Below are 21,079 nucleotides of genomic sequence, written 5' to 3' on the forward strand. Positions count from 1 at the left end.
CGACAGGCGGGCTCAACGCTTTGGCGTCATGTGCGGGCAAAGGCATCCGACAGCTGCTGGATATTGGCCTTCAGCGCGCCTGGCCCGGCGTTGGACAGGGTGTACCAGTTGGCTGCGTTCAGATAGACCACCTGCTTACCGCGCCAGGCCTTGGTGGCGCGCACCAGCGGGTTGTCCAGCAGTTGCTGGGCGGTCTTGCCATCCTGGCCGATGGCCACGTCGCGGTCGATGACGAACAGCCAGTCGGGATTGGTCTTGAGCAGGAACTCGAAGGAGACCACCTGCCCATGGCGCGCCACCGTCAGGTTGTCGATGGCCGGCTTCACGCCGAACACATCGTGCAGCATGCCGAAGCGCGAGCCCGGACCGTAGGCGCTGAGCTTGCCGCCCGAGGTCAGCAGCACCAGCCCCTTGCCCGCGTTCTGCGCCTTGCCATGCAGCGCGGCGATGGCCTGCTCCACGGCCCGGACCTCGGCCTCGGCCTTGTCCTGCAGGCCGTAGACGGCGCCCAGCGTGCGGATGTTGCGGTAGATATCGGCCATCTGGTGCTGGTCGCTGACGCTCAGGTCCAGCACGGGGGCGAAGCGCGACAGCTCCTTGTACTTGGCCTCGGAGCGGCCGCCCACGATGATGAGGTCGGGCGACAGCGCCTTGACGGCCTCGTAGTCGGGCTCGAACAGGCTGCCGATGCGCGCATACCTGGCATCGGCATAGCGGGCCAGCAGCGGCGGCATCTTGAACTCGGGCACGCCACGCACCTCGCCGCCCAGCGCCTGCAGCGTGTCCAGCGCCGCCAGCTCGAACACCAGCACGCGCACGGGCTTGAAGGGCACCTGGATCTCGCCCTTGGCGTGCGGCACGGTCACGGTCTTGCCTACCGCTGCCGTCTGCGCATGGGCCATGGACAGTGCCAGAGGCAGCGTGACCAGCATGCCCGCGCCCTGGCCCATCGTCGCCAGGATGTGGCGCCGGGAATGATTTGCATTCAAGGTGTTCATTCTTTCAATGATTGCTGTATCGCCAGGAAGTTCAAACATTGGCCTTGGCGGCCTCAGGGAAGTGCGGGCGTGCTGTCCGGCATGCGCTCGCAGGCCGGCAGGCCCTGGGCAAAGCGCCCGGGGTTGAGCAGGGCCACCAGGCCGCAGGCCAGCGATCCCTGCCATTGCAGGTAGTCATGGCTGGTTTCATGCTCGGCCTGCGTGACCTCGTAGCCCTTGGCGCGCAGCACGTCGGCCAGGTGGCGGTTGGTTTCCAGGATGCCGTCCTGCCCGCCGCGTGCACGCTCGTAGCGGCCTGCATCCAGATAGAAACGCACGGGCTGGCGCGGCTCCTGGGCATAGCGGCGCTGCACCCAGCCCGGCACCTCGCCGGCCGGCGACCACCAGAACGATCCCGACATGCTCAGCACATTGCCGAACCAGCGCGCATTGACCAGGCCCGCATAGGCCGAGGCCAGGCCGCCGAAGCTGGAGCCGCCGATCACCGTGCGCGCCGCAGGCTGGCCCAGGCCCTGCTCCCCCACCCAGGGCATCAGCTCCTCATCCAGAAAGCGCGCGAAGGCGGTGTTGGGCGGCAATTCCCTGCCGCGTGCCTGCGGGCTGGCGTTGTCCACCAGGACCACGGCCGTGGGCGGGATCAGGCCGTCGGCCATGAGGTTGTCGATGAGGGTGGGCGTGGACACCTGCTTTGCATAGGCATTGCCGTCGAACAGCACCAGCAGCGCCTCGGGCGCCTGGCCGCCTGCGGGAAGGTAGGTCCAGACATCGCGGCTGTTGCCCAGCACGCGGCTTCGCAGGCGATGCTGCACCAGTTGTCCTTGCGCCACGCCCGCGCGCGGCGCCGTCCAGGGCTGGGGTGGGGCCTTGGGCAGCTCCAGCACGGAGGCGCCCTGGAAGACATCGATGAAGCCGCCCTCGGGCGGCTGCGGGAAGGTCTTGGGATTGAGCGGATCGCGCTGCGCCGTGGCCAGCAGGGCGCGGCGCTGCTCCATGGCCGAGCCTTCGATCAGCGGCACATCGGGCGCCAGCCGGTAGCTGAGCCTGGCGTTGTCCGCCATGCGGAAGCTGGCCCACCAGACATCGCTGCCGGGCAGATGCTGCAGCGGATCATGGTTGCCGGCCGGGCTGCCGAACAGGCGCACGCCCTGCATGCCCGCACGCGGCTGGCCGCGCCACAGGAAGGTGACCAGAGAGTGCCCCTCGGACAGGGGCTCGACCATGGGTGTTCCTTCCTCCTGCACGCGCCGCCAGAAGGCGTCGGCAGCCACACCAGCACCCGCGCCGCGCTGGATTGCCTGCGCCAGAGCCCGCAGCCGCGGGCTTTGCAGTGCCAGAGGCTCGGAGGTGGCCGAGGCCTTGTTGCCGGCAGGCGCCAGGCTGGAGGTCAGCCGCAGCGCGAAGCGCCCCGCTTCTTGCGCCTCACCGCCGGAACCGGGGTCAGCCAGGGCCACACGCCTGGCCACCAGCCGCTGCCGTCCGGCTCCCTCCGTGACCCACATCAGCGACTGGGCGCCGCCATCAGGCCTGGCCAGGCGACGCAGGTGCCGGTCCTGGGCATCCTCCAGGTCGAGGGCCACGCCCTGCCCCTCGAATTCACCCTGGACCACATGGCCGGCAGGCAGATCGACGCGCCAGGACTCGCGCCCACCGGCAGCCAGGACCCCTGTGGCCGCCTGGCCTGGCGCCAGCGTGCCCGGCCGTGCGGCCAGGGCCTGCCGCGATGCGGTTGCCGTCATGTCTTCAGCGGCATGGACGGCTGCGCCCAGCAGGCACAGCAGCGAGGTGGCCAGGCACAGGCCTTGTCGTGCAGCTTGCGCCATGGCGTCAGAAGTCCACCGTGGCCGAGACACGCACCGTGCGCGGGCCGCCCGTGGTGGCGAAGTTGTCGTTGAAACTGCCGGCCCAGTAGGACTTGTCGAACAGGTTCTCCACCGTGGCGCGGAAGGTGACGGGTTTGGCCGCGATGCGGGTGGCATAGCGCGCGCCCACGTCCACGCGGGTCCAGCTGGGCATCTTCAGCGTGTTGGCCGAATTCACCCATTGCGCGCCCGTGTAGATCAGGCGGCCGGTGAGCGTGGCGCCCGGCAGCGCGGGCACATCCCACTCGCCGCCCAGGTTGGCCGTCCAGCGCGGCACGCCGTAGACGCCGTAGCCGTCGCGCGCGCCGCCCTGGGTCTTGCTCTGGATGGCCTGCGTATAGGCCAGGCCGCCCAGCACGCGCGTGCCGCGCAGCGGCTCGCCGAACACATTCCACTCCAGGCCCCGGTTGCGCTGCTCGCCATCCATCAGCAGGCGGTTGGTCGCGGTCTCCACCACGGACGAAGGCCGCTCGATCTGAAACAGCGAGACCGTCTGCGTGAAATCACCCGTGCGCCACTTGGCGCCGATCTCGAACTGCTTGGTCTTGTAGGGCGCGAACACTTCGCCGGCATTGGCGTAGGTGGCGCCGACGATGGAGCCCGCGCTCAGGCCCTGCACATGGTTGGCGTACAGCGAGACCGCATCGCCCCAGGGCTTGACCACCAAGCCTAGCGCGGGCGAGATGGCATGTTCGTCATAGCGCGCCATCTTCTGGTTCACGCGCTGCAGGCGCGCGCCCACGGTGAGCTGTACGGTGTCGCCACCCCAGCTCAGCGTGTCGGCCAGGGCCAGGCTGCTGAGCACGTCGTCGCGCTCCTGCTTGATGGCGCCGTAGGGGCCGGCCAGCGTGATGGGCGCAGGGTCGTAGATGTTGGTGATGTAGCTGGCGCTGGTGGCCACGGCCGCGCGGCCACCCTTTTGGTTCATCCAGTTCACGGAGGCGACCAGCAGATGGCTCACGCTGCCCGTGCGCAGGCGCCCGCGCACGCCGAACTCGGCCGCCATGCTGTCGGTGTAGCCGTACTGGTTGTAGGTCTGGCCCACGGCCGAGCCGTCGCCCTGGGCGCGCAGCACCACGCGCGTGCCGTTGAGCATGCCGTCATAGGAATGCTTGCCGCTGCCCACCGAGCCGAACAGCGTCCAGTCCGCCCCCAGGTCCACCGAGCCGCGCAGCATCAGCGCATCGCTTTGCTGCTGGGCACGTATGCCCGGGAAGAGATTGGTCTTGGCGTCGGGCGCTGCAATCACCTGCTTGAGGTTCTGCATGCTGACCATCATCGGGCTGCCCTCACGGATGTTGGAGCGGTAGCTGTAGGCATCCAGCCCCAGCGTGAATCCGTCGCCCTGGTAGTCGAGCGCCAGTGCGCCCAGGCCATGGCGGCGGTTCTGGCCGTCGATCTCGGTATCGCCGCCCGAGGTGCTGCCGTTGATGCGTATGCCCAGGCGGCGTTCCGGTCCGAAGCGGCGCGACACATCGGCCTGCAGGCCCAGCTGCGAGGAGCTGCTGAACATGGTGGTCACGCGCGTGAGGTCCCGGGCCAGCGGACGCTTGGTCACCAGGTTGATGGTGCCGCCCACGGCGCCGCCCGGCGTCATGCCGCTCAGCAGCGCACCCGGGCCCTTGAGCACTTCCACGCGCTCGATCATCTCGGTGGGCACATGGCCATCGGGCGCCAGGCCGTACAGGCCGTTGAAGCCCAGTTCCGAGGCATTCACACCCAGGCCGCGGATGGTGAAGTTCTCGTAGGCGTGGCCGGTGTTGGTGGTGAAGCGCACGGAGGGGTCGTTTTCCAGCACCGACATCAGCGTGGTCGCGTGCTGGTCGGCAATGCCTTCGGCCGTGTAGGAGGTGATGTTGAACGGCGTATCCATCACATCGCGCTGGCCCAGCACGCCCAGGCCCGCGCCCTTGGCCACCTGGCCGCCCGGCGCCACGGTGGGCAGTGCCTGGGGATCGGTGGTGCTGCGCACCGTGATCTCGCCCAGTTCGGCGTCGGCCGCCCAGGAGGCGGCGGGCAAAGCGGCAGCGGCAACCATGGCGCAGACACGGGCGATGGTGCCCAGGCCGTGGAACGGTGAAACGGGGGCGAAGGGGCTGACAGCGCCTGCGCGCGGCAGGCCGGTGCGGGAACGAGAGGACATCCGGGAGGGCTTTCAAGGCGGAAGAAAATGCGCCGCATCCAGGCCCGCAGCCCGTCGGGACACAGGCCGGATACGGCATCTGCCCGAATTATAGATAATGAGAATTATTCTTATTTGAGAAAACAACGACAACGCACCGCGCGCAAACATGGGCGCACGGTCCGCAAACAATCCCGGGGAAAACAGTGGGGGCCAGGCAACAGGCCGCCGGCAACAGGCAGCCGGACGCCACGACGGCGCAGACCGCTAGAAGGTGTCGCCGCGTTCCATGGCGCGGCGGTGGCGCTGCACGAATTCCTGGTAGGTGTCGATGCCGCGCAGCTGCAAGATGGCATTGCGCACGGCCGCCTCCACCAGCACGGCGATGTTGCGGCCCGCCACCACCTGGATCACCACCTTGCGCACGGGCACGCCGAGAACGTCCTGCGTCAGCGGCTCGGCCGGCAGGCGCTCGTACTCGCGCTCCATGGTTTCCTTGCGCACCAGGTGCACGATGAGCTTGAGACGCATCTTGCGGCGCACGGCCGTCTCGCCAAAGATGGCGCGGATATCGAGCAGCCCGATGCCGCGCACCTCCAGCAGGTTCTGCAGCAGCTCGGGGCACTTGCCCTCGATCGTGGTCTGGTTGATGCGGTACAGGTCCACGGCATCGTCGGCCACCAGGCCGTTGCCGCGCGTCACCAGCTCCAGCCCCAGCTCGCTCTTGCCCAGGCCCGACTCGCCCGTGATCAGCACGCCCATGCCCAGGATGTCCATGAACACGCCATGCATGGTCGTGCGGTCGGCGAAATGCTTGGCCAGGTAGGCACGCAGCACATCGATCACGAAGGCCGACTGCTCGCGCGTGGCGAACATGGGAATGTGGGCACGCTCGCACATGGACAGCAGCGCCTCGGGCGCCGTCTGGCCATCGGCCAGCACCAGCACGGGCGGCTCCAGCGTGACGATGCGTGCCACGCGGCGCTGGCAGTCCTGCGGCGTGGCGTTGGTCAGATAGGCGATCTCACGCTCGCCCAGCACCTGCAGCCGGTAGGGATGGATGTAGTTCAGGTAGCCGACGAGATCGGCGCCCGAGCGCGCCGAGCGCACGGCCATCTCGTCGAAACGGCGCTCCGAGGCCCCCAGGCCCGCCACCCACTCCCAGCGCAGGCTGGAGCGGAACTCCTCGAAAAGGACGTCGGCGCTGATGGCACTGGGTCTCATGGCAAGGCCCGTGAAAAGGGGAAGAGAAAGTCTAGACCAGCGGAGCGGCGGAAGACTGCCAGCCGGCAATCATTCCATGCAGCCGGGCCGCATCGCCGCAGGACTTCAGCCGCTCGCGCAGCTGGCTGTCGCTGAGCAGTTCGGCGATTTCAGAAAGGATTTCCAGATGCTTTTGCGTCGCCGCTTCGGGCACCAGCAAAAAGATCAGCAGGCCCACAGGCTGCTCATCGGGCGCATCGAAGCCAATGGGATGGTCCAGCTGGAACACGGCTGCCATCGGAGCGGTCAGCCCCTTGATGCGACCGTGGGGAATGGCCACGCCATGGCCCAACCCCGTCGAGCCCAGGCGTTCACGCGCGAAGAGGCTGTCGGTGATGAGTGCGCGGGACAGGCCATGCAGGCTCTCGAATAGCAGACCTGCTTCTTCGAAAGCGCGCTTTTTGCTGGTGACGTCGACGCTCACGAGCACTTGAGCGGCGGGCAGGATGGAGGCAAGACGGTTCATGGTTCGGGAAACAATTATGCACCGCAGTGCCGGAAACCGTGGGGAAACCCTGACCCCCATCAAAAACCGCCCCGAAGGGCGGTGGTCGTGCGTGGCACATCAGCCACAAAAACGCAGGTATTGTAAGCGCCCGCACAGGGCCGGCGCCTTACCTGTCACCCGACTGACGCCAGGGTCAGTCCAGCATCATCGAGCCGCTTGGCCGTGCCGTAGCGGCTGCCCTGCTGGCGGGTCTTGTAGCGCACCACGAGGCGGTCCAGCTTGTCAGCCAGCGCGTCGACGGCGGCATAAAGGTCGAAGTGAGAGGTTTCGACAAAGAGATCCTGGCCCTTGACGCGCAGCGTGCAACCGGCACGTTGGCGCTTTTCCTTCTCCTTCTGGTTATGAACGGTCAGCAAGACCTTGACATCCACCACCTGGTCAAAGTGTCGAAGAATGCGTTCGAGCTTGGCCATGACGTAACTGCGCAGCGAGGGAGTGACCTCCAGGTGATGCCCACTAATCGTCAGATTCATATCTAAACACTCCTTGCTCTGGATGGAAACAGCCCGGTCCACCGGGGGACGATCCGCCGGGACAGGTGCTTGCAGGCCGGAATGCGCATTCGTTTGCTTGCGAATCCACTATGCGCCCGGGTCGGGTCAAAAGCAACGCCGCAAGCCGATAGCGCAGGACGGTGCAGGGCCTTGGAGGCGGGTTTTGCGCGCCATGCGATTGGGCGCACAATCGGCGGGTTTGCCAGGCTGCGCCCCTGGGGTGGGGGTGGCCACAGGCCGTCCGTCACCGTGAGGCGCCGTTGGGTAGAATCGCGCTCCTGCGCGTGCCGCTTGCAGCCCTCCGGCCCCTGCAGCCTCTTTGCCAGATTGCCCCTTGCCTCACATGACCACCCAGTCCCGTCCCTCCGCCCTGCACACTTCCAACATTGCCTCGCTGCCGCTGCTCGCGCGCGGCAAGGTGCGCGACAACTATGCCGTGGGCGATGACCGCATCCTGATGGTGGCCTCGGACCGCCTCTCGGCCTTTGACGTGATCATGGGCGAGCCCATCCCCGGCAAGGGCGAGCTGCTGACGCAGATGGCGCTGTTCTGGTTCGACAAGCTCGGCCACATCTGCCCCAACCACCTGACCGGCGAAGCGCCCGAATCCGTGGTCACGCCCGCCGAAGTGCCCCAGGTCACGGGCCGCTCCATGCTGGTCAAGCGCCTCAAGCCCGTGCTGATCGAGGCCGTGGTGCGCGGCTACCTGGCCGGCAGCGGCTGGAAGGAATACCAGGAATCGCGCTCGGTCTGCGGCGTTCCCCTGCCCGAAGGCCTGACCAACGCCGCCAAGCTGCCCGAGCCCATCTACACGCCGGCCGCCAAGGCCGAGATGGGCGACCATGACGAGAACATCACCTACGAGCGCACGGTGGAGATGGTCGGCGAGAAGCTGGCCTCCCAGATCCGCGATACAGCCATCCGCATCTACAAGGAAGCTGCGGCCATCGCCCTCGAAAAGGGCATGATCATTGCCGACACCAAGTTCGAATTCGGCCTGGACGAAAACGGCGAACTGGTGCTGATGGACGAGGTGCTCACGCCCGACAGCTCGCGCTACTGGCCCGTGGAAGGCTATGCCCAGGCGCTGGCCAAGGGCGAGAACCCGCCCAGCTACGACAAGCAGTTCGTGCGCGACTGGCTGGAGCAGGCCCAGGTCAACGGCAAGCCCTGGGACAAGAGCGCCCCGGCGCCCCGCCTGCCCCAGGAGGTGACCGAGAAGACGGCCGCCAAGTACCGCGAAGCGCTGCAGCGCCTGACGGCCTGAGCTGCCGCCTGCCTGTCCCCGCAAAAGAGAGCTTCGGCTCTCTTTTTCATTGCGCGGGCCCGTTTCTGCAGCCGGTCACGCCGGCGTCACCGACACTGCCACAATGCTTGTTCCCTCTGACTTTTTTCGAAGGAGCAAGCACATGGCCGGCAAGAAGATTCTGATGATCTGCGGAGACTACTGCGAGGACTACGAAACCATGGTCCCGTTCCAGGCCCTGCAGGCCGTGGGACACACGGTGCACGCGGTCTGCCCCGACAAGAAGGCGGGGGACCACATCAAGACGGCCATCCATGATTTCGAGGGCGCCCAGACCTACAGCGAAAAGCCCGGCCACAACTTCACGCTCAACGCCAGCTTCGCCGACATCAAGCCCGAGCAGTACGACGCCCTGGTGATCCCCGGCGGACGCGGCCCCGAATACCTGCGCAACTACGATGCCGTGCGCGCCGCCGTGCGCCACTTCTTCGACAACAACAAGCCCGTGGCCGCCGTCTGCCATGGCGCCCAGCTGCTGGCCGGCGCCGGCGTGCTCAAGGGGCGCACCTGCTCGGCCTACCCGGCCTGCCGTGCCGAGGTCGAACTGGCCGGCGGCACCTACGCCGACATCGGCGTGGACCAGGCGCACACCGAAGGCAACCTGGTCAGCGCCCCCGCCTGGCCGGCCCATCCGGCCTGGATCGCACAGTTCCTGTCCCTGCTGGGCACGCGCATCAGCCACGGCTGAGCACGCAGCCGCCGTTGGCGCCGGGCGGATCAGCCGCCCCAGCGCACCAGCACGATGCCGCCGAACACCAGGGCCGAGGCCAGCATGCGCACGCGGCCCGGGCGCTCGCGCATCAGCCAGGCGGCAATCCAGCCTGCCAACAGCACGCTGCTTTCACGCAGTGCAGACACAAGCCCCATGGGTGCCTGCGACAGCGCCCAGGTCGCCATCCAGCTGGCGCTCAGCTGCATGGCGGCGGCCAGGGCGCACAGGCGCCAGGTGCGTGCATCGGCGCGCAGCACGGCAGGACCGCGCCGCCAGGCAACGATCAGCACCGTGGCCAGGCCATCGCCCAGCGTGAGCAGGGCCGCATAGAGCAGCGCGGAACCGGATGCGCGCGCACCCAGCCCGTCGATGACCGTGTAGCAGGCAATCATGGCGCCCGTGGCCAGCGCATAGCCGCTGCCGCCATAACCGCTGGCCGCGCCGCTGCGCAACGACAGCGCCAGCACGCCCAGCGACAGGCACAGCACGCCGGCCAGCCCGGTCGCGCCCGGCCACTCTCCGGCCAGCAGCGCCGCGCCCAGCGTCACGAACAGCGGCGCACTGCCGCGTGCCACCGGGTAGACCACGCCGAACTCGCCATGCTGGTAGGCCCGCGGCAGCACGAAGTGGTAGACGGTGTGCACGGCCACCGAGGCCGCCAGCCCCCCCCAGACCGATGCATCCCACAGCGCCGCCGCACGCCAGTCCAGCCAGGGCAGCACCAGCAGCGACCACAGGCTGGCCAGCCCCGTGGTCAGCGCCATGGCGACCATCTTGTCGCCGCCCAGCTTGATGGCGCTGTTCCATCCCGCATTCATCAGCGCGGCCCCCAGGGCCGCGGCCAGCACCGCGTTGCTCAATTCCATTCCATGGCCTCGTTCCTGATACGGGACGGGATGATGGATTCACATCCAGATTAGATAAAGTCGAATCTTCGGAACCTTATCTTCAGGAAACCTGATGCGACGCCTGAACCTCGACCAGCTCCAGACCCTGGTGGCCGTGGCCGACCTGGGTACCCTGGCCGCCGCCGCCCAGGCCCTGCACCTGTCGCCGCCTGCCGTCAGCCTGCACATCCAGGAGCTGGAAGCGCGCCTGGACACACCGCTGCTGGTGCGCGGCAAGCGCCAGGCGCAGCTGACGCCTGCGGGCGAACTGCTGGCCGAAGGCGGACGCCGCCTGCTGGCAGACAGCGAATCCCTGCTGCGCCAGGTGCGCAAGCGTGCCGAGGGCTTTGGCGCCAGCGTGCGCATAGGCGCCTCGGCCGGCGTCAGCCCCCTGCTGCTGCCCGAACTGCTGCAATGGCTGGCCGAGCACGCACCGAGCGTGGAGCTGCGCCTGGAAGTCGTGAGCTCGGCCCAGGCCATGCAGCGCCTGGCGGCCGGCAGCCTGGACCTGGCCCTGGTCGGCCTGCCCCAGCCCGTGGCTGCGGGGCTCGAGGTGCTGGCCTGGCGCAACGACCCCATGGAGCTGTTCGCGCCGCCGCAGATGCCGCTGCCCGACCAGATCACGCCCGAATGGCTCAACGCCCAGCCCTGGATAGGCTTTGCCGCCGGCACCCAGATGCACCGCCTGCTGTCGCAATGGTTTGCCCAGGCCGGCCTGCTGCCCCAGCCGCGCATGGAGATGAGTTATCCCGAAGGCATACGCGCCCTGGTCGCCGCAGGCCACGGTCCCACCGTCCTGCCACGCGAGGAGCCCATGGACGCCGTCAGCCGCACCCTTCAGCAGCGCGGGCTGAGTCCCGCCCTGACACGCCCGCTGGGTCTGGCCTGCCGCAGCGCCTCGCAGCAAGACCCGGCCGTGCAGGCCGTGGTGCGCGGGTTGATGCGATTTGCCGATCCCGTACGGAAGTAGGCGCTACAGCCCGGCCTCCTGCAGCACCCACGCACGCAGGGCCTCGATGGCCGGCTGGCCCTGGCTGCGCCGGGGGTATAGCAGGTGGTAGGCATAGGCCGGGCCCAGGCCCACGGCGATGTCGAACAGGCGCACCAGGCGGCCGCGGGCCAGGTCTTCGGCCACCAGGTCCTGCTCGACCAGGCCCACGGCGCCGCCGTCCAGCACGGCCTGCACGACATGGCTGGAGTCGGTGAATGCGATGCAGCGGCCTGCGTCCAGGCCCTCCACGCCGGCCGCTGCCATCCACATCGGCCAGTTCGGCCAGACCTGGCCGTCCACCATGCAGTCCACGTGGCACAGCGTGTGGCCCAGCAGGTCGGCGGGGCTGGCCAGCGGCGGGCCGGACTGCAGCAGGGCCGGGCTGCAGACGGGGATGACCCTGGCGTCGAACAGGCGCACCGCCAGGGTGTGCGGATCACGGCCGGTGCCGAAGCGGATGGCGGCGTCGATGTCATCGGCGTCGAAGTCGCGCACCTCGTCGCTGATGTCGAAGCTCAGTTCGATCTGCGGATGCGCGGCGCGAAAGCGCGGCAGCCGGAGCAGCAGCCACTGCGTGGCAAAGCGCGCGCCCAGCGACAGGCGCAGCCGCGTCTCGCCCCGGGCCAGCTGGCGCGCCCGGGCGGTGGCGCGCCGCAGCAGGCCCAGCGCCTCGGCCGTGGCCTCCAGCAGCACGCTGCCTGCGGGCGTGAGCTGCATGCTGCGGCTGTTGCGCGTGAAGAGGACGAGGCCCAGCTGTTCCTCCATCTCCTTGATCTGGTGGCTGACCGCCGCCGGGGTCAGTCCCAGTTCGTCGGCCGCACGCGTGAAGTTCAGGTGGCGCCCTGCGGCCTCGAAGCTGCGCAGGGCGCGTGTGCCCGGTGGAAGCTGGCGCATGGATCTTCAAATTTTTCTTGATGGAGCATCGAATACTACTTGCTTCCTCTTTTGGAACCGCCATCGAACAATCAAGAAAATTTGTTGATGGATGAATCCATGGAAACCGCCTCTTTCTTCACCAGCCTTATCGATGGGCAGCCCGCTACGGCGGCCGAACTCGCCGCCCTGGCCTTTGCCGGCCATGCCCATTTCACGGCCATGCAGGTGCGCGGCGGCAGGCTGCGCGGGCTGGACCTGCATCTGCAGCGCTTGCGCCAGGCTTCGCTGGAGCTGTACGGCCAGGCCTTGTCCGATGACCATGTCCAGGCACAGCTGTGGAAGGCGCTTGCCAACGGCCCGCAGGATGTTTCGCTGACCGCCACGGTGTACTCGCCTGCCGGGGAATTCACGGCCGCCGATGCGCGGCCGCGCATGCTGGTGCGGACCTCGGCACCCGCCTCGGGCCCTGCCGGGCCCTTGAGCCTGGCGCTGTTCGAGCATGAACGCATGCTGCCCCACCTCAAGCATGTGGGCGAGGTGGCGAAGACGCATCTGCTGCGTCGCGCCGTAGCCCAGGGCTTTGACGATGCCGCCTTTGCCGATCGCCACGGCCGTATTGGCGAGGCCACCATCTGGAACCTGGCCTTCTGGGATGGAGATGCCGTGGTCTGGCCGCGCGCCCAGGTGCTGCCGGGCACGACCGAGTCCATGCTGCGCCGCCAGCTGCAGCGCATGGGCGTGGCGCAGCGCGAGGCCGTGCTGACCCTGGCCGACCTGCCATCCCTGGCCGGCGCCGTGGTGATGAATTCGTGGTCCCCCGGCATTGCGGTCAGGCGCCTGGCGGACGTGCATCTGCCGGATGCGCCCGGCTTCGTGCAGTTGCTGCACCGCGCGCATGCGGCCGAGGAGCCGGTTGCACCCTGAGCCCTCGCCATGAAAAAAGGGAGCCGCAAGGCTCCCGTCTCTTCACCGGCGCGCGGCCGGACTCAGTTCAGCGCCATGCTGAGCTTGCGGCGGTAGCCGTTGACCAGCTGCGTTGCCTCGTCCTGCTCGGCCGCTCCCTTGCCCAGCAGCTCGATGCCGCCGCTGCTCTTGCCGGGGATGGCGTCCTGCTTCTTGGGCTTCGGGGGTGTGAGCAGCTCCAGGATGCCCACATAGAGCTTGCGCGCGGCCTGGCCGTTCCATTCCTTGTCGCGCATGATGATTTCCAGCAGCTCGTCCATGCTGGCTGCCCACTGGCCTTCGGCGGCCAGGGCCTGGGCCTTGCCGAAGCGGGTGTCGAAGTCGCGCTTGTTCTGTGCGATGACGGCATCGAACTGGGCAAACTCCCAGTTGCCGCGATCGTCGTTGTGCACGAAGAGCATGCACTGCAGCCATTGGTTGAGCGCCTCGAAGCGCGTGGGCTGGGGAATGCGCTTGAGCGGCTCGGTCAGCAGGGCGCCGGCCTCTTCGTAGCCGCCCGTGGCGATCAGCAGGCGCACGTAGTCGAAGCGCGCATCGTCATTGGCCGGGTCGGCGGCCAGGGCGTCAGCCAGCTTTTGCAGGGCGGCCTGCGTGTCGCCGGCTTCCAGCAGCTGATGGGCCTCGTCGGCTTCGGCCTCGGCCGCCAGCTCGCCTTCGGAGGGCAGGTGCTTGTCCAGGAACTCGCGCAGCTTGCCTTCGGGCTGGGCGCCCATGAAGCCGTCCACGGGCCGGCCGCCCATCATCAGGATGCAGGTCGGGATGGAGCGGATGCCGAACATGCCGGCCAGCTGCTGCTCCTGGTCGGAATCGATCTTGACCAGCTTGAAGCGGCCTTCGTAGGCCACTTCCAGCTTTTCCAGGATGGGGCCCAGCGTCTTGCACGGGCCGCACCAGGGCGCCCAGAAGTCGACGAGCACCGGCACCTGCATGGAGGCGGCGACGACTTCGGCTTCGAAATTCTCAATGGTGACATCAATCATGTGATCAGACCCTGTGGCAAGGCGCGCGGCCAGGGCGCGCGAACTGTGGCGGTTCGGAGTTCGGCGGCCGGATGCCTCCGATGCGGACCGTGTGATTCTCCAGCAATTCCATGGCGTGGGCGCCATGGACGGCAACCACCCCAGTTGGGAGCCGGCTGCGTGCATTTCAAGCAGCCCGGCCGGGGACGAGGCGCGGCAGCGCTGGGCTATATTGGCGCGCTGAGCCGCCATTGCGGCCTGCCATCAACACAATGAGGGAGGGCTCGCCTTGATCAAGGTTTCGCAGCTGGTGTTCGAGTACCCGGGCCACCGCGCGCTGGACGGCGTCAGCGTCCATATCGCCGCAGGCACCGTCACGGCCCTGGTAGGCCCCAACGGCGCCGGAAAATCCACGCTGATGCGCTGCATCGCCGGGCTGGACCAGCCGCTGTCGGGCCAGGTCGAGGTGCATGGCATTGCCGTGCAGGAGCAGCCCCGCGAAGTGCACCGGCACCTGGGCTATCTGTCGGATTTCTTCGGCCTCTATGACCGCCTGAGCGTGCGGCGCTGCCTGCAGTACGCAGCCCTGTCCATGGGCGTGCCCCCGTCCGAGGCGCCGCAGCGCGTGGCGCACGTGGCCGGGCAGCTGGGCCTGGCCGACCTGCTGGAGCGCCTGCCCACCGAGCTGTCTCGCGGCCAGCGCCAGCGCGTGGCCATCGGCCAGGCCATCGTCCACCAGCCGCGCGTGCTGCTGCTGGACGAGCCGGCCAGCGGCCTGGACCCCGAGGCACGCGCCAGCCTGTCCCGGCTGATGCGTGCGCTGCAGGCCCAGGGCATGACCCTGATCGTCTCCAGCCACATCCTCAGCGAACTCGACGAGTACTGCACCCACATCCTGAGCCTGCGCGGCGGCCGCGTGGAAAGCCACGAGGCCCTGCACGGCGGCATCAAGTCACCTGCCGCCGGCGACGATGCCCCGCTGGCACTGTACGCGCTGGAGCTGGCGCCGCCCCCGGGTGCCTCGGCCGGGTCGCTGGCACGGCAGCTGCATCTGGTCCTTCCCGACACCCCTGTGCCGCCGCCCGATGACCAGGGCCTGGTGCACCTGCAGCTGTGGCTGCCCACCCTGCCGCGCGAGCGCGCCGATCTGCTGGCCCGCCTGGTCGGTACCGGCCTGCCCGTGGCCAGCCTGGCCCCGGTGCGCGAGCGCCTGCAGGACCGCTATGCGCGCGGCCTGCAGAACGCAGCAACCCCCACCCCTGCGGAGCAGCCATGACGCACAACCCCGAATTCCAGCGCCAGCTCTGGCTCAACTGGCGGCCGTCCCAGCTGGGCTGGAGCCTGCTGCTTACCGCCTTGCTGCTGGCCACGCCAATGGCCCTGGTCCAGCCCGACCGCCGCCTGCACACGCTGCTGATCGCCGCCCTGGTCGGCATGTGGATCGCCGCGGCCGGCCTGGGCAGCGTGCTGGCCGGACGCGGCCTCAACGAGGAAGCGCGCCAGCACACCTGGGACTGGCAGCGCCTGTCGGCCCTCACGCCCTGGCAAATGGCCTGGGGCAAGCTGCTGGGCGCCCCGCTGCCGGCCTGGCTGTACATGCTGTGGTGCGCGCTGGCCGTGCTGGCCACCTCGGCGGGCCAGCCGGGCGGGCTGGCCTGGGGCGTGCACGCCGTGCTGCAGGCCGCGCTGTGGGGCCTGGCCCTGCAGGCCTGGAGCATGCACTCCGTGCTCATGGGCTGGGGTCCAAAGGAGCAGCCTGCGCGCCGCATCCGCTTCGTGCTGGTGCCGCTGCTGTTCGTGATGGTGCTGCCCGGCCCCATCCTGGGCCGGTTGACCGAGCAGCTGGGCCGCGAGGAAGGCCGCCCTGTGCTGTGGTGGTCCGTGCCGCTGCACGGGCGCGGCGCCATCTACCTGTTCGGCGCCATCGCGCTGGGGCTGGGCCTGCTGGCCCTGTGGCGGCTGCTGTGCACGCGGCTGGATGTGCGCACCCTGCCCTGGGCCTGGCCGCTGGGCCTGTGCGTGGCGGGCCTGGCCTTTGGCGGCATGCACCTCGATGCAATGCAGTTGCAGGGCCCCGGCCCGGCCTCCTTCTTCGCATGGACCACGGGGCTGGCGCTGGCGGGCACGGCCTATGTCTGCCTGCACGGCATGGACGAAGGCCTGCGCAGCTGGCGCCAGGTGCAATGGTGCGTGTTGCAGGGGCACTGGCGTGGCGCGCTTGAGGCCCTGCCGCTGTGGCCCGTGAGCTGGCTGCTGGCCGTGCTGGCCTGTGCGCTGTGGCTGCTGTGGCCCGCAGGCGGCCAGCCCATCCTGCCCGGTACAGCCCAGTTGGCGGCACTGGCAACGGCGCAGTTGCTGCGTGATGCCGCGCTGGCCACGGGCTTTTCCCTGCTGGCCGGGCGCATCAAGTCGCCGCTGGCCGCGTTCGCCGTCACCTGGCTGCTGGTCAACATCGTGCTGCCGCTGCTGGCCTTTGGCCTTGCCGGGGCCGATGCCGCCATGCTGGCCCAGCCGCTGGCAGCCGGCCTGACCAAGCCCGTCACCAGCGGCATGTGGCTGTCGCTGGCCGTGCAGGTGGCGATGGCCCTGGCCTGGCTGGCCCATGTGTTTCGCCAGCGTGTGCTGGGTTTTGCGCGCGAGCAGCACACGGCTGTGCGGTGATTTGCAGGGGGATGCGGGCCGATCCGGACTAAAAAAGTAAAATCGCGGGTTCCACTAGGCCGGGCCGCAGGCGCCCTCACGACATGAACTCCATCCAGATCGGTGTGGTCATGGGCTCCAGCAGCGACTGGGAGACCATGCAGCACGCAGTTGCCATTCTTCAGCAATTTGGCATCGCCCATGAAGCCCAGGTCGTCTCGGCCCACCGCATGCCCGACGACATGTTCGCCTATGCCGAGGCCGCCGCAGGCCGGGGCCTGAAGGCCATCATCGCGGGCGCCGGCGGCGCCGCACACCTGCCCGGCATGATCGCCGCCAAGACCGTGGTGCCCGTGCTCGGCGTGCCGGTGGCCAGCCGCCACCTGCAGGGCGTGGACTCGCTGCACTCCATCGTGCAGATGCCCAAGGGCGTGCCCGTGGCCACCTTTGCCATCGGCGCGGCCGGCGCAGCCAATGCGGCCCTGTTCGCCGTGGCCCTGCTGGCCAATGAGGACCCGGCCCTGCGGGCGAAGCTCGAAGCCTTCCGCGCCGAGCAGACCGCCGCCGCGCGTGCCATGACGCTTCCCTCGGTGGCCGCATGAGCGCCGCTGAAGTGATCCTGCCCGGCGCGACCCTGGGCGTTCTGGGCGGCGGCCAGCTCGGCCGCATGTTCGTGCAGTCGGCCCAGGCCATGGGCTATTTCACGGCCGTGCTCGACGCCGACCCGACCAGCCCCGCGGGCCTGGTAAGCCACCACCACATACGCACCGGCTACGAGGACCCGCAGGGCTTGGCCGAGCTGGCGCGCCTGTCGGCCGCCGTCACCACCGAATTCGAGAACGTGCCCGCCGCGGCGCTGAACCTGCTGGCCGCCCAGCGGCCGGTCTCGCCGGCCGGCTCCTCCGTGGCCATTGCCCAGGACCGCGCCCAGGAGAAGGCCCACTTCGTGCGCTGCGGCGTGCCCTGCGCGCCCTACGCGGTGATCGAGACGCCGGCCCAGCTGGCCGCCGTGCACGCCAGCCTGCTGCCCGGCATCCTCAAGACCGCGCGCATGGGCTACGACGGCAAGGGCCAGGTGCGCGTGAAGAACGCCGCCGAGCTGGCCACCGCCTGGGAGCAACTGGGCCGCGTGGCCTGCGTGCTGGAAAAAATGCTGCCGCTGGCCCATGAATGCTCGGTCATCGTGGCGCGCGGCCGTGACGGCTCCATGGTCAACCTGCCCGTGCAGCGCAACCTGCACCGCGAGGGCATCCTCTCCGTCACCGAGGTCTACGAAGGCAACCTGCCCCAGGCCCAGGTCGAGCAGGCGCTGGCCGCCGCACGTTCCGTGGCCGACGGCCTGGACTACGTGGGCGTGCTGTGCGTCGAATTCTTCGTGCTGCAGGACGGCATGCTCGTGGTCAACGAGATCGCGCCGCGCCCGCACAACAGCGGCCACTACAGCCAGAACGCCTGCGATGTCTCGCAGTTCGAGCTGCAGGTGCGCTGCATGACCGGCCTGCCGCTGACACAGCCGCGCCAGCACAGCCCATCCATCATGCTGAACCTGCTGGGCGACCTGTGGTTCAAGGACGGCGAACAGGCCCAGGCGCCGGCCTGGGACCAGGTCCTGGCACTGCCCGGCTGCCACCTGCACCTGTACGGCAAGCACGACGCCAAGCGCGGCCGCAAGATGGGCCACCTGAACGTCACCGGCCCCACGCCCGAGGCCGTGCGCTCCACCGCCCTGCAGGCCGCTGCCATCCTGGGTATAGAGCCGTTCTGAAGGCCCGCGCGATGATTCTTGATGGAACGCTGGCGGCCTCTGTCCAGGCCGCCGCACAGGCGCTGCAGCGCGGCGAACTGCTGGGCCTGCCCACGGAAACCGTCTACGGCCTGGCGGCCGATGCCGACAACGACGCGGCCGTCGCGCAGATCTTCACTGCCAAGGGCCGGCCGCCCAACCATCCGCTCATCGTGCATGTGGCCGACAGCGGCGCCATCACGCGCTACGCACGTGAAGTGCCGCTGTTCGCGCAGCAGCTGATCGACGCCTTCTGGCCCGGCCCGCTGACCCTCATCCTGCCGCGCCTGCCCCAGGCCGCCCGGGCCTCGACCGGCGGCCAGGACAGCGTGGGCCTGCGCTGCCCCTCCCACCCCGTCGCCCATGCCGTGCTGGCCGCCTGCCAGCAGTTGCAGCCGCCCGTCTGGGGCGTGTCGGCGCCCAGCGCCAACAAGTTCGGCCGCGTCAGCCCCACCACGGCGGCCCATGTGGCCGACGAGTTTGGTGACGCGCTGCTGGTGCTGGACGGCGGCGCCTGCGAAGTGGGGATTGAATCGACCATCGTGGACTGCACGCGCGGCGTGCCCGTGCTGCTGCGCCCCGGCGCCATCACGCGCGACGACATCGAGCGCGCCTGCAGCCAGCGCCCCCTGTCCAAGGACGAGCTGCTGGAGAACACGCCACGCGCCTCCGGCACCCTGCTGGCCCACTACGCGCCCAACGCCAAGGTCCGGCTCATGGATGCAAGGCAGCTGCAGGCCGGGCTGGACGTGCTGGGCGCCGACGCCCGGAACCTGGCCGTTTACCACCGCGCACCGCTGCGCACCGCCTCGCGCGCCGTCACGCTGCGCGCCATGCCCGCCGACGCCGCCGCCACCGCGCGCGAGCTGTTCGGCGCCCTGCGCGACTTCGACGAGATCGGCGCCCAGCTGATCTGGATCGAGACCCCGCCCGACACGCCGGACTGGGAAGGCGTGCGCGACCGGCTGCTGCGCGCGGCGGCTGCGGGGTAGGGCCGGCGGGCGCCCTCCCCGGCGCATCACTCGTGCGTGGCAATGTCCCGCCGCACGCGCTTGAGGTGCCCCTCCACGTAAAAGGCCGCCGCGTCCTCGTCGCCCGAGACAATGGCCTCGTAGATCAGGCGGTGCTCGGCCACATACAGCCGGATGCGTTCGGCCTCGTAGATACCGTCGTCGCGCAGACGCTGCCATAGCGGCTGGTCCATGCTGCTGGCGACCTCCTCGGCGATGCGCGCCATCAGCGCATGCCCGGTCATGCGGGCCAGTTGCCGATGGAAGAGGCGGTCGCACTCGCTCCACAGCGCCTGCTGCTGCGGATCGCTGATGTCCTGCACGGCGCTCATCTGGTCCAGGTAGTGCTCGGCCAGCGCATCGCGCCTGCGCTGGCGTGCGGCCATGCGGGCCACGGCGGGCTCGATCAGCAATCGGGCCTCCAGGATGCTCAGGGGGCTGAAATCCGCCTGCTGCGCAGCCGTTTCCGACCCCGCCTGCGGCAGCGCTTCCGCCACATAGGTGCCCGAGCCCCGGCGCGTCACCACCAACCCCTCGTTCTGCAGGGCACCGATCGCCTCGCGCACCGCGGGCCGGCTCACGCCCAGCCGCTGGGCCAGATCCCGCTCCGAGGGCAGCCGCGAGCCCGGCGGATGAACACCGTTCGCTATGCCCGCACGGATCTGCTCGGCCACCTGTTCATAAACCTGCTTGGGACGGAATTCGGTTTGCATGGATGTGGTTCTTTTTTCTGACCACCCATCACCGGGTGGCTCGATCCCGAGTCTAGCCTCGCGCCGTAACACTACATGCACGCTTCGCATCGCGGCAGCGTGCATCTTAGGTAAATACCCTGTTGCAATAGTTTTTACAGATCATAAAGTTGATATTGATTGGTAATTTTACAAACCACTCAACAGCAACCACCTGGCCCAAAAAGGCCCTGAACGCCATCAAATGGTTCTTCAGAAACCACTTCCACAACACCACAGAGGGACAGACCCATGTACCAATGTTTGCGGCAGACAGTCCGGCCAGGGCACACGGGGGCGCCATGTTCCTGCTGACCGACCATGGCCTGCAACTGCTTCAGGGGCTGGCCGTGACCTTGGGGCTGGCCTCTGCGGCCTGGGTGCTGGCGCTGGCCTGCGGCCTCGTGCTTAGCCTGGCCCGGCTGACGGGGGCCTGGCCATTGCAGTTCGCCGTCACGGCCTTCATCGAATTCCAGCGCAACGTGCCGCCGCTGGTGCACATCTTCCTGTGGTACTTCGGCGTCAGCAGCATGCTGACCCAGGGCCTGCAGGACTGGGCCAACGACCACCACGGCGAGATCGTCTTCGCGGCCATCGCCATCGGCCTGTACTACGGCGCCTATTTCGCAGAGGACATCCGCAGCGGGCTGCGCAGCATCGCGCCGGGCCAGATGGAGGCGGCACGCTCACTGGGCCTGGGACGGCTGGGTGCGCTGCGCCGCGTAGTCCTTCCGCAGGCGCTGCGCGCGGCCCTGCCGGCTCTGGCCAGCGGCAGCGTGATGCTGCTGAAGACCACCAGCCTGGCCATGGTCATAGGCGCCATGGAGCTGACCTATGCCACCAAGGACATCGCCAACAAGACCTTCCGCATCTTCGAGACCTACGGCCTCAGCACCGCGCTCTATGTGACCGCCGCGCTGGGCCTGCTGGCCGCCGCCTCCTGGCTGGAGCGCCGCCTGCGGCCAGGGGAGCGCTGA

Annotated in this window: 20 protein-coding genes; 10 read left to right on the forward strand and 10 right to left on the reverse strand. The window is 68.8% G+C overall.

Annotated elements, in window-relative coordinates; all coding sequences use genetic code 11:
* Positions 1-26: 26 nt before the first annotated feature.
* The 6 genes from AC5I49_RS20045 to hpf all read right to left on the reverse strand — a co-directional run bounded on the left by AC5I49_RS20045 (position 27) and on the right by hpf (position 7,223).
* Entirely contained in the window at positions 27-998 is a 972-nt protein-coding gene (locus tag AC5I49_RS20045; RefSeq protein ID WP_446661782.1) for a siderophore ABC transporter substrate-binding protein, read from the reverse strand.
* 53 nt (positions 999-1,051) lie between these two features.
* On the reverse strand, positions 1,052-2,818 hold the full coding sequence (locus AC5I49_RS20050) for an enterochelin esterase domain-containing protein (RefSeq protein WP_495789793.1): 1,767 nt from the start codon (positions 2,816-2,818) through the stop codon (positions 1,052-1,054).
* 4 nt (positions 2,819-2,822) lie between these two features.
* Positions 2,823-5,000, reverse strand: coding sequence for a TonB-dependent receptor (locus AC5I49_RS20055; protein WP_495789794.1), 2,178 nt, complete (start codon positions 4,998-5,000; stop codon positions 2,823-2,825).
* A gap of 246 nt (positions 5,001-5,246) precedes the next feature.
* Positions 5,247-6,203, reverse strand: coding sequence for an HPr(Ser) kinase/phosphatase (gene hprK, locus AC5I49_RS20060; RefSeq protein WP_016449143.1), 957 nt, complete (start codon positions 6,201-6,203; stop codon positions 5,247-5,249).
* 31 nt (positions 6,204-6,234) lie between these two features.
* Complete coding sequence (locus AC5I49_RS20065; protein ID WP_016452020.1) at positions 6,235-6,708, reverse strand: PTS sugar transporter subunit IIA; 474 nt, start codon at positions 6,706-6,708, stop codon at positions 6,235-6,237.
* A 155-nt stretch (positions 6,709-6,863) separates the two neighbouring features.
* Entirely contained in the window at positions 6,864-7,223 is a 360-nt protein-coding gene (gene hpf, locus AC5I49_RS20070) for a ribosome hibernation-promoting factor, HPF/YfiA family (RefSeq protein ID WP_016449141.1), read from the reverse strand.
* A 364-nt stretch (positions 7,224-7,587) separates the two neighbouring features.
* Between hpf and AC5I49_RS20075 the strand changes: the two genes are divergently transcribed.
* A complete protein-coding gene (locus AC5I49_RS20075; RefSeq protein WP_016449140.1) occupies positions 7,588-8,511 on the forward strand; it encodes a phosphoribosylaminoimidazolesuccinocarboxamide synthase in 924 nt (307 codons plus the stop codon).
* A gap of 142 nt (positions 8,512-8,653) precedes the next feature.
* On the forward strand, positions 8,654-9,238 hold the full coding sequence (locus AC5I49_RS20080; RefSeq protein WP_016449139.1) for a DJ-1/PfpI family protein: 585 nt from the start codon (positions 8,654-8,656) through the stop codon (positions 9,236-9,238).
* A gap of 29 nt (positions 9,239-9,267) precedes the next feature.
* Here the strand turns inward: AC5I49_RS20080 and AC5I49_RS20085 are convergent, their stop codons facing one another.
* Positions 9,268-10,128 (reverse strand): DMT family transporter, encoded by an 861-nt coding sequence (locus tag AC5I49_RS20085; protein WP_495789795.1) that lies wholly within the window; start codon positions 10,126-10,128, stop codon positions 9,268-9,270.
* A 94-nt stretch (positions 10,129-10,222) separates the two neighbouring features.
* Between AC5I49_RS20085 and AC5I49_RS20090 the strand changes: the two genes are divergently transcribed.
* Entirely contained in the window at positions 10,223-11,119 is an 897-nt protein-coding gene (locus AC5I49_RS20090; RefSeq protein WP_017406462.1) for a LysR family transcriptional regulator, read from the forward strand.
* Between the two features lie 3 nt (positions 11,120-11,122).
* Here the strand turns inward: AC5I49_RS20090 and AC5I49_RS20095 are convergent, their stop codons facing one another.
* Positions 11,123-12,034: a LysR substrate-binding domain-containing protein gene (locus tag AC5I49_RS20095; protein ID WP_495789796.1), complete on the reverse strand. Its 912-nt coding sequence runs from the start codon at positions 12,032-12,034 to the stop codon at positions 11,123-11,125.
* Positions 12,035-12,133: 99 nt separating this feature from the next.
* On the opposite strand from AC5I49_RS20095, the gene AC5I49_RS20100 reads away from it, so the two are divergent.
* On the forward strand, positions 12,134-12,940 hold the full coding sequence (locus AC5I49_RS20100) for an aminotransferase class IV family protein (RefSeq protein WP_495789797.1): 807 nt from the start codon (positions 12,134-12,136) through the stop codon (positions 12,938-12,940).
* 62 nt (positions 12,941-13,002) lie between these two features.
* Here AC5I49_RS20100 and trxA read toward each other — a convergent pair whose 3' ends face one another.
* Positions 13,003-13,959 carry a thioredoxin gene (gene trxA, locus AC5I49_RS20105; RefSeq protein ID WP_016449132.1) on the reverse strand — a complete coding sequence of 319 codons (957 nt, stop codon included), beginning with the start codon at positions 13,957-13,959 and terminating at the stop codon, positions 13,003-13,005.
* Between the two features lie 268 nt (positions 13,960-14,227).
* Between trxA and AC5I49_RS20110 the strand changes: the two genes are divergently transcribed.
* The 5 genes from AC5I49_RS20110 to AC5I49_RS20130 all read left to right on the forward strand — a co-directional run bounded on the left by AC5I49_RS20110 (position 14,228) and on the right by AC5I49_RS20130 (position 19,353).
* Positions 14,228-15,214 carry an ABC transporter ATP-binding protein gene (locus AC5I49_RS20110; RefSeq protein ID WP_043789141.1) on the forward strand — a complete coding sequence of 329 codons (987 nt, stop codon included), beginning with the start codon at positions 14,228-14,230 and terminating at the stop codon, positions 15,212-15,214.
* The gene (locus AC5I49_RS20115; protein WP_495789798.1) at positions 15,211-16,599 is read left to right on the forward strand and encodes a hypothetical protein; all 1,389 of its coding nucleotides are present in this window, start codon (positions 15,211-15,213) and stop codon (positions 16,597-16,599) included. The genes AC5I49_RS20110 and AC5I49_RS20115 overlap by 4 nt, the downstream gene beginning before the upstream one ends.
* 83 nt (positions 16,600-16,682) lie before the next feature.
* Complete coding sequence (purE, locus tag AC5I49_RS20120) at positions 16,683-17,180, forward strand: 5-(carboxyamino)imidazole ribonucleotide mutase (RefSeq protein ID WP_016449129.1); 498 nt, start codon at positions 16,683-16,685, stop codon at positions 17,178-17,180.
* Positions 17,177-18,343 (forward strand): 5-(carboxyamino)imidazole ribonucleotide synthase, encoded by a 1,167-nt coding sequence (locus tag AC5I49_RS20125; protein WP_017404019.1) that lies wholly within the window; start codon positions 17,177-17,179, stop codon positions 18,341-18,343. The genes purE and AC5I49_RS20125 overlap by 4 nt, the downstream gene beginning before the upstream one ends.
* Positions 18,344-18,354: 11 nt before the next feature.
* Complete coding sequence (locus AC5I49_RS20130; protein WP_495789799.1) at positions 18,355-19,353, forward strand: L-threonylcarbamoyladenylate synthase; 999 nt, start codon at positions 18,355-18,357, stop codon at positions 19,351-19,353.
* 26 nt (positions 19,354-19,379) lie between these two features.
* Here AC5I49_RS20130 and AC5I49_RS20135 read toward each other — a convergent pair whose 3' ends face one another.
* The gene (locus tag AC5I49_RS20135; RefSeq protein ID WP_017404017.1) at positions 19,380-20,084 is read right to left on the reverse strand and encodes a FadR/GntR family transcriptional regulator; all 705 of its coding nucleotides are present in this window, start codon (positions 20,082-20,084) and stop codon (positions 19,380-19,382) included.
* Between the two features lie 320 nt (positions 20,085-20,404).
* Between AC5I49_RS20135 and AC5I49_RS20140 the strand changes: the two genes are divergently transcribed.
* The gene (locus AC5I49_RS20140) at positions 20,405-21,079 is read left to right on the forward strand and encodes an amino acid ABC transporter permease (protein ID WP_310036611.1); all 675 of its coding nucleotides are present in this window, start codon (positions 20,405-20,407) and stop codon (positions 21,077-21,079) included.

It is taken from the genome of Delftia sp., assembly GCF_059499305.1.

What these genes read in the sequence shown, in the direction of transcription:
- AC5I49_RS20045 (WP_446661782.1), bottom strand. Translation starts at nt 998, where the DNA reads ATGAACACCTTGAATGCAAATCATTCCCGGCGCCACATCCTGGCGACG.
- AC5I49_RS20050 (WP_495789793.1), bottom strand. Translation starts at nt 2,818, where the DNA reads ATGGCGCAAGCTGCACGACAAGGCCTGTGCCTGGCCACCTCGCTGCTG.
- AC5I49_RS20055 (WP_495789794.1), bottom strand. Translation starts at nt 5,000, where the DNA reads ATGTCCTCTCGTTCCCGCACCGGCCTGCCGCGCGCAGGCGCTGTCAGC.
- hprK (WP_016449143.1), bottom strand. Translation starts at nt 6,203, where the DNA reads ATGAGACCCAGTGCCATCAGCGCCGACGTCCTTTTCGAGGAGTTCCGC.
- AC5I49_RS20065 (WP_016452020.1), bottom strand. Translation starts at nt 6,708, where the DNA reads ATGAACCGTCTTGCCTCCATCCTGCCCGCCGCTCAAGTGCTCGTGAGC.
- hpf (WP_016449141.1), bottom strand. Translation starts at nt 7,223, where the DNA reads ATGAATCTGACGATTAGTGGGCATCACCTGGAGGTCACTCCCTCGCTG.
- AC5I49_RS20075 (WP_016449140.1), top strand. Translation starts at nt 7,588, where the DNA reads ATGACCACCCAGTCCCGTCCCTCCGCCCTGCACACTTCCAACATTGCC.
- AC5I49_RS20080 (WP_016449139.1), top strand. Translation starts at nt 8,654, where the DNA reads ATGGCCGGCAAGAAGATTCTGATGATCTGCGGAGACTACTGCGAGGAC.
- AC5I49_RS20085 (WP_495789795.1), bottom strand. Translation starts at nt 10,128, where the DNA reads ATGGAATTGAGCAACGCGGTGCTGGCCGCGGCCCTGGGGGCCGCGCTG.
- AC5I49_RS20090 (WP_017406462.1), top strand. Translation starts at nt 10,223, where the DNA reads ATGCGACGCCTGAACCTCGACCAGCTCCAGACCCTGGTGGCCGTGGCC.
- AC5I49_RS20095 (WP_495789796.1), bottom strand. Translation starts at nt 12,034, where the DNA reads ATGCGCCAGCTTCCACCGGGCACACGCGCCCTGCGCAGCTTCGAGGCC.
- AC5I49_RS20100 (WP_495789797.1), top strand. Translation starts at nt 12,134, where the DNA reads ATGGAAACCGCCTCTTTCTTCACCAGCCTTATCGATGGGCAGCCCGCT.
- trxA (WP_016449132.1), bottom strand. Translation starts at nt 13,959, where the DNA reads ATGATTGATGTCACCATTGAGAATTTCGAAGCCGAAGTCGTCGCCGCC.
- AC5I49_RS20115 (WP_495789798.1), top strand. Translation starts at nt 15,211, where the DNA reads ATGACGCACAACCCCGAATTCCAGCGCCAGCTCTGGCTCAACTGGCGG.
- purE (WP_016449129.1), top strand. Translation starts at nt 16,683, where the DNA reads ATGAACTCCATCCAGATCGGTGTGGTCATGGGCTCCAGCAGCGACTGG.
- AC5I49_RS20125 (WP_017404019.1), top strand. Translation starts at nt 17,177, where the DNA reads ATGAGCGCCGCTGAAGTGATCCTGCCCGGCGCGACCCTGGGCGTTCTG.
- AC5I49_RS20130 (WP_495789799.1), top strand. Translation starts at nt 18,355, where the DNA reads ATGATTCTTGATGGAACGCTGGCGGCCTCTGTCCAGGCCGCCGCACAG.
- AC5I49_RS20135 (WP_017404017.1), bottom strand. Translation starts at nt 20,084, where the DNA reads ATGCAAACCGAATTCCGTCCCAAGCAGGTTTATGAACAGGTGGCCGAG.
- AC5I49_RS20140 (WP_310036611.1), top strand. Translation starts at nt 20,405, where the DNA reads ATGTTCCTGCTGACCGACCATGGCCTGCAACTGCTTCAGGGGCTGGCC.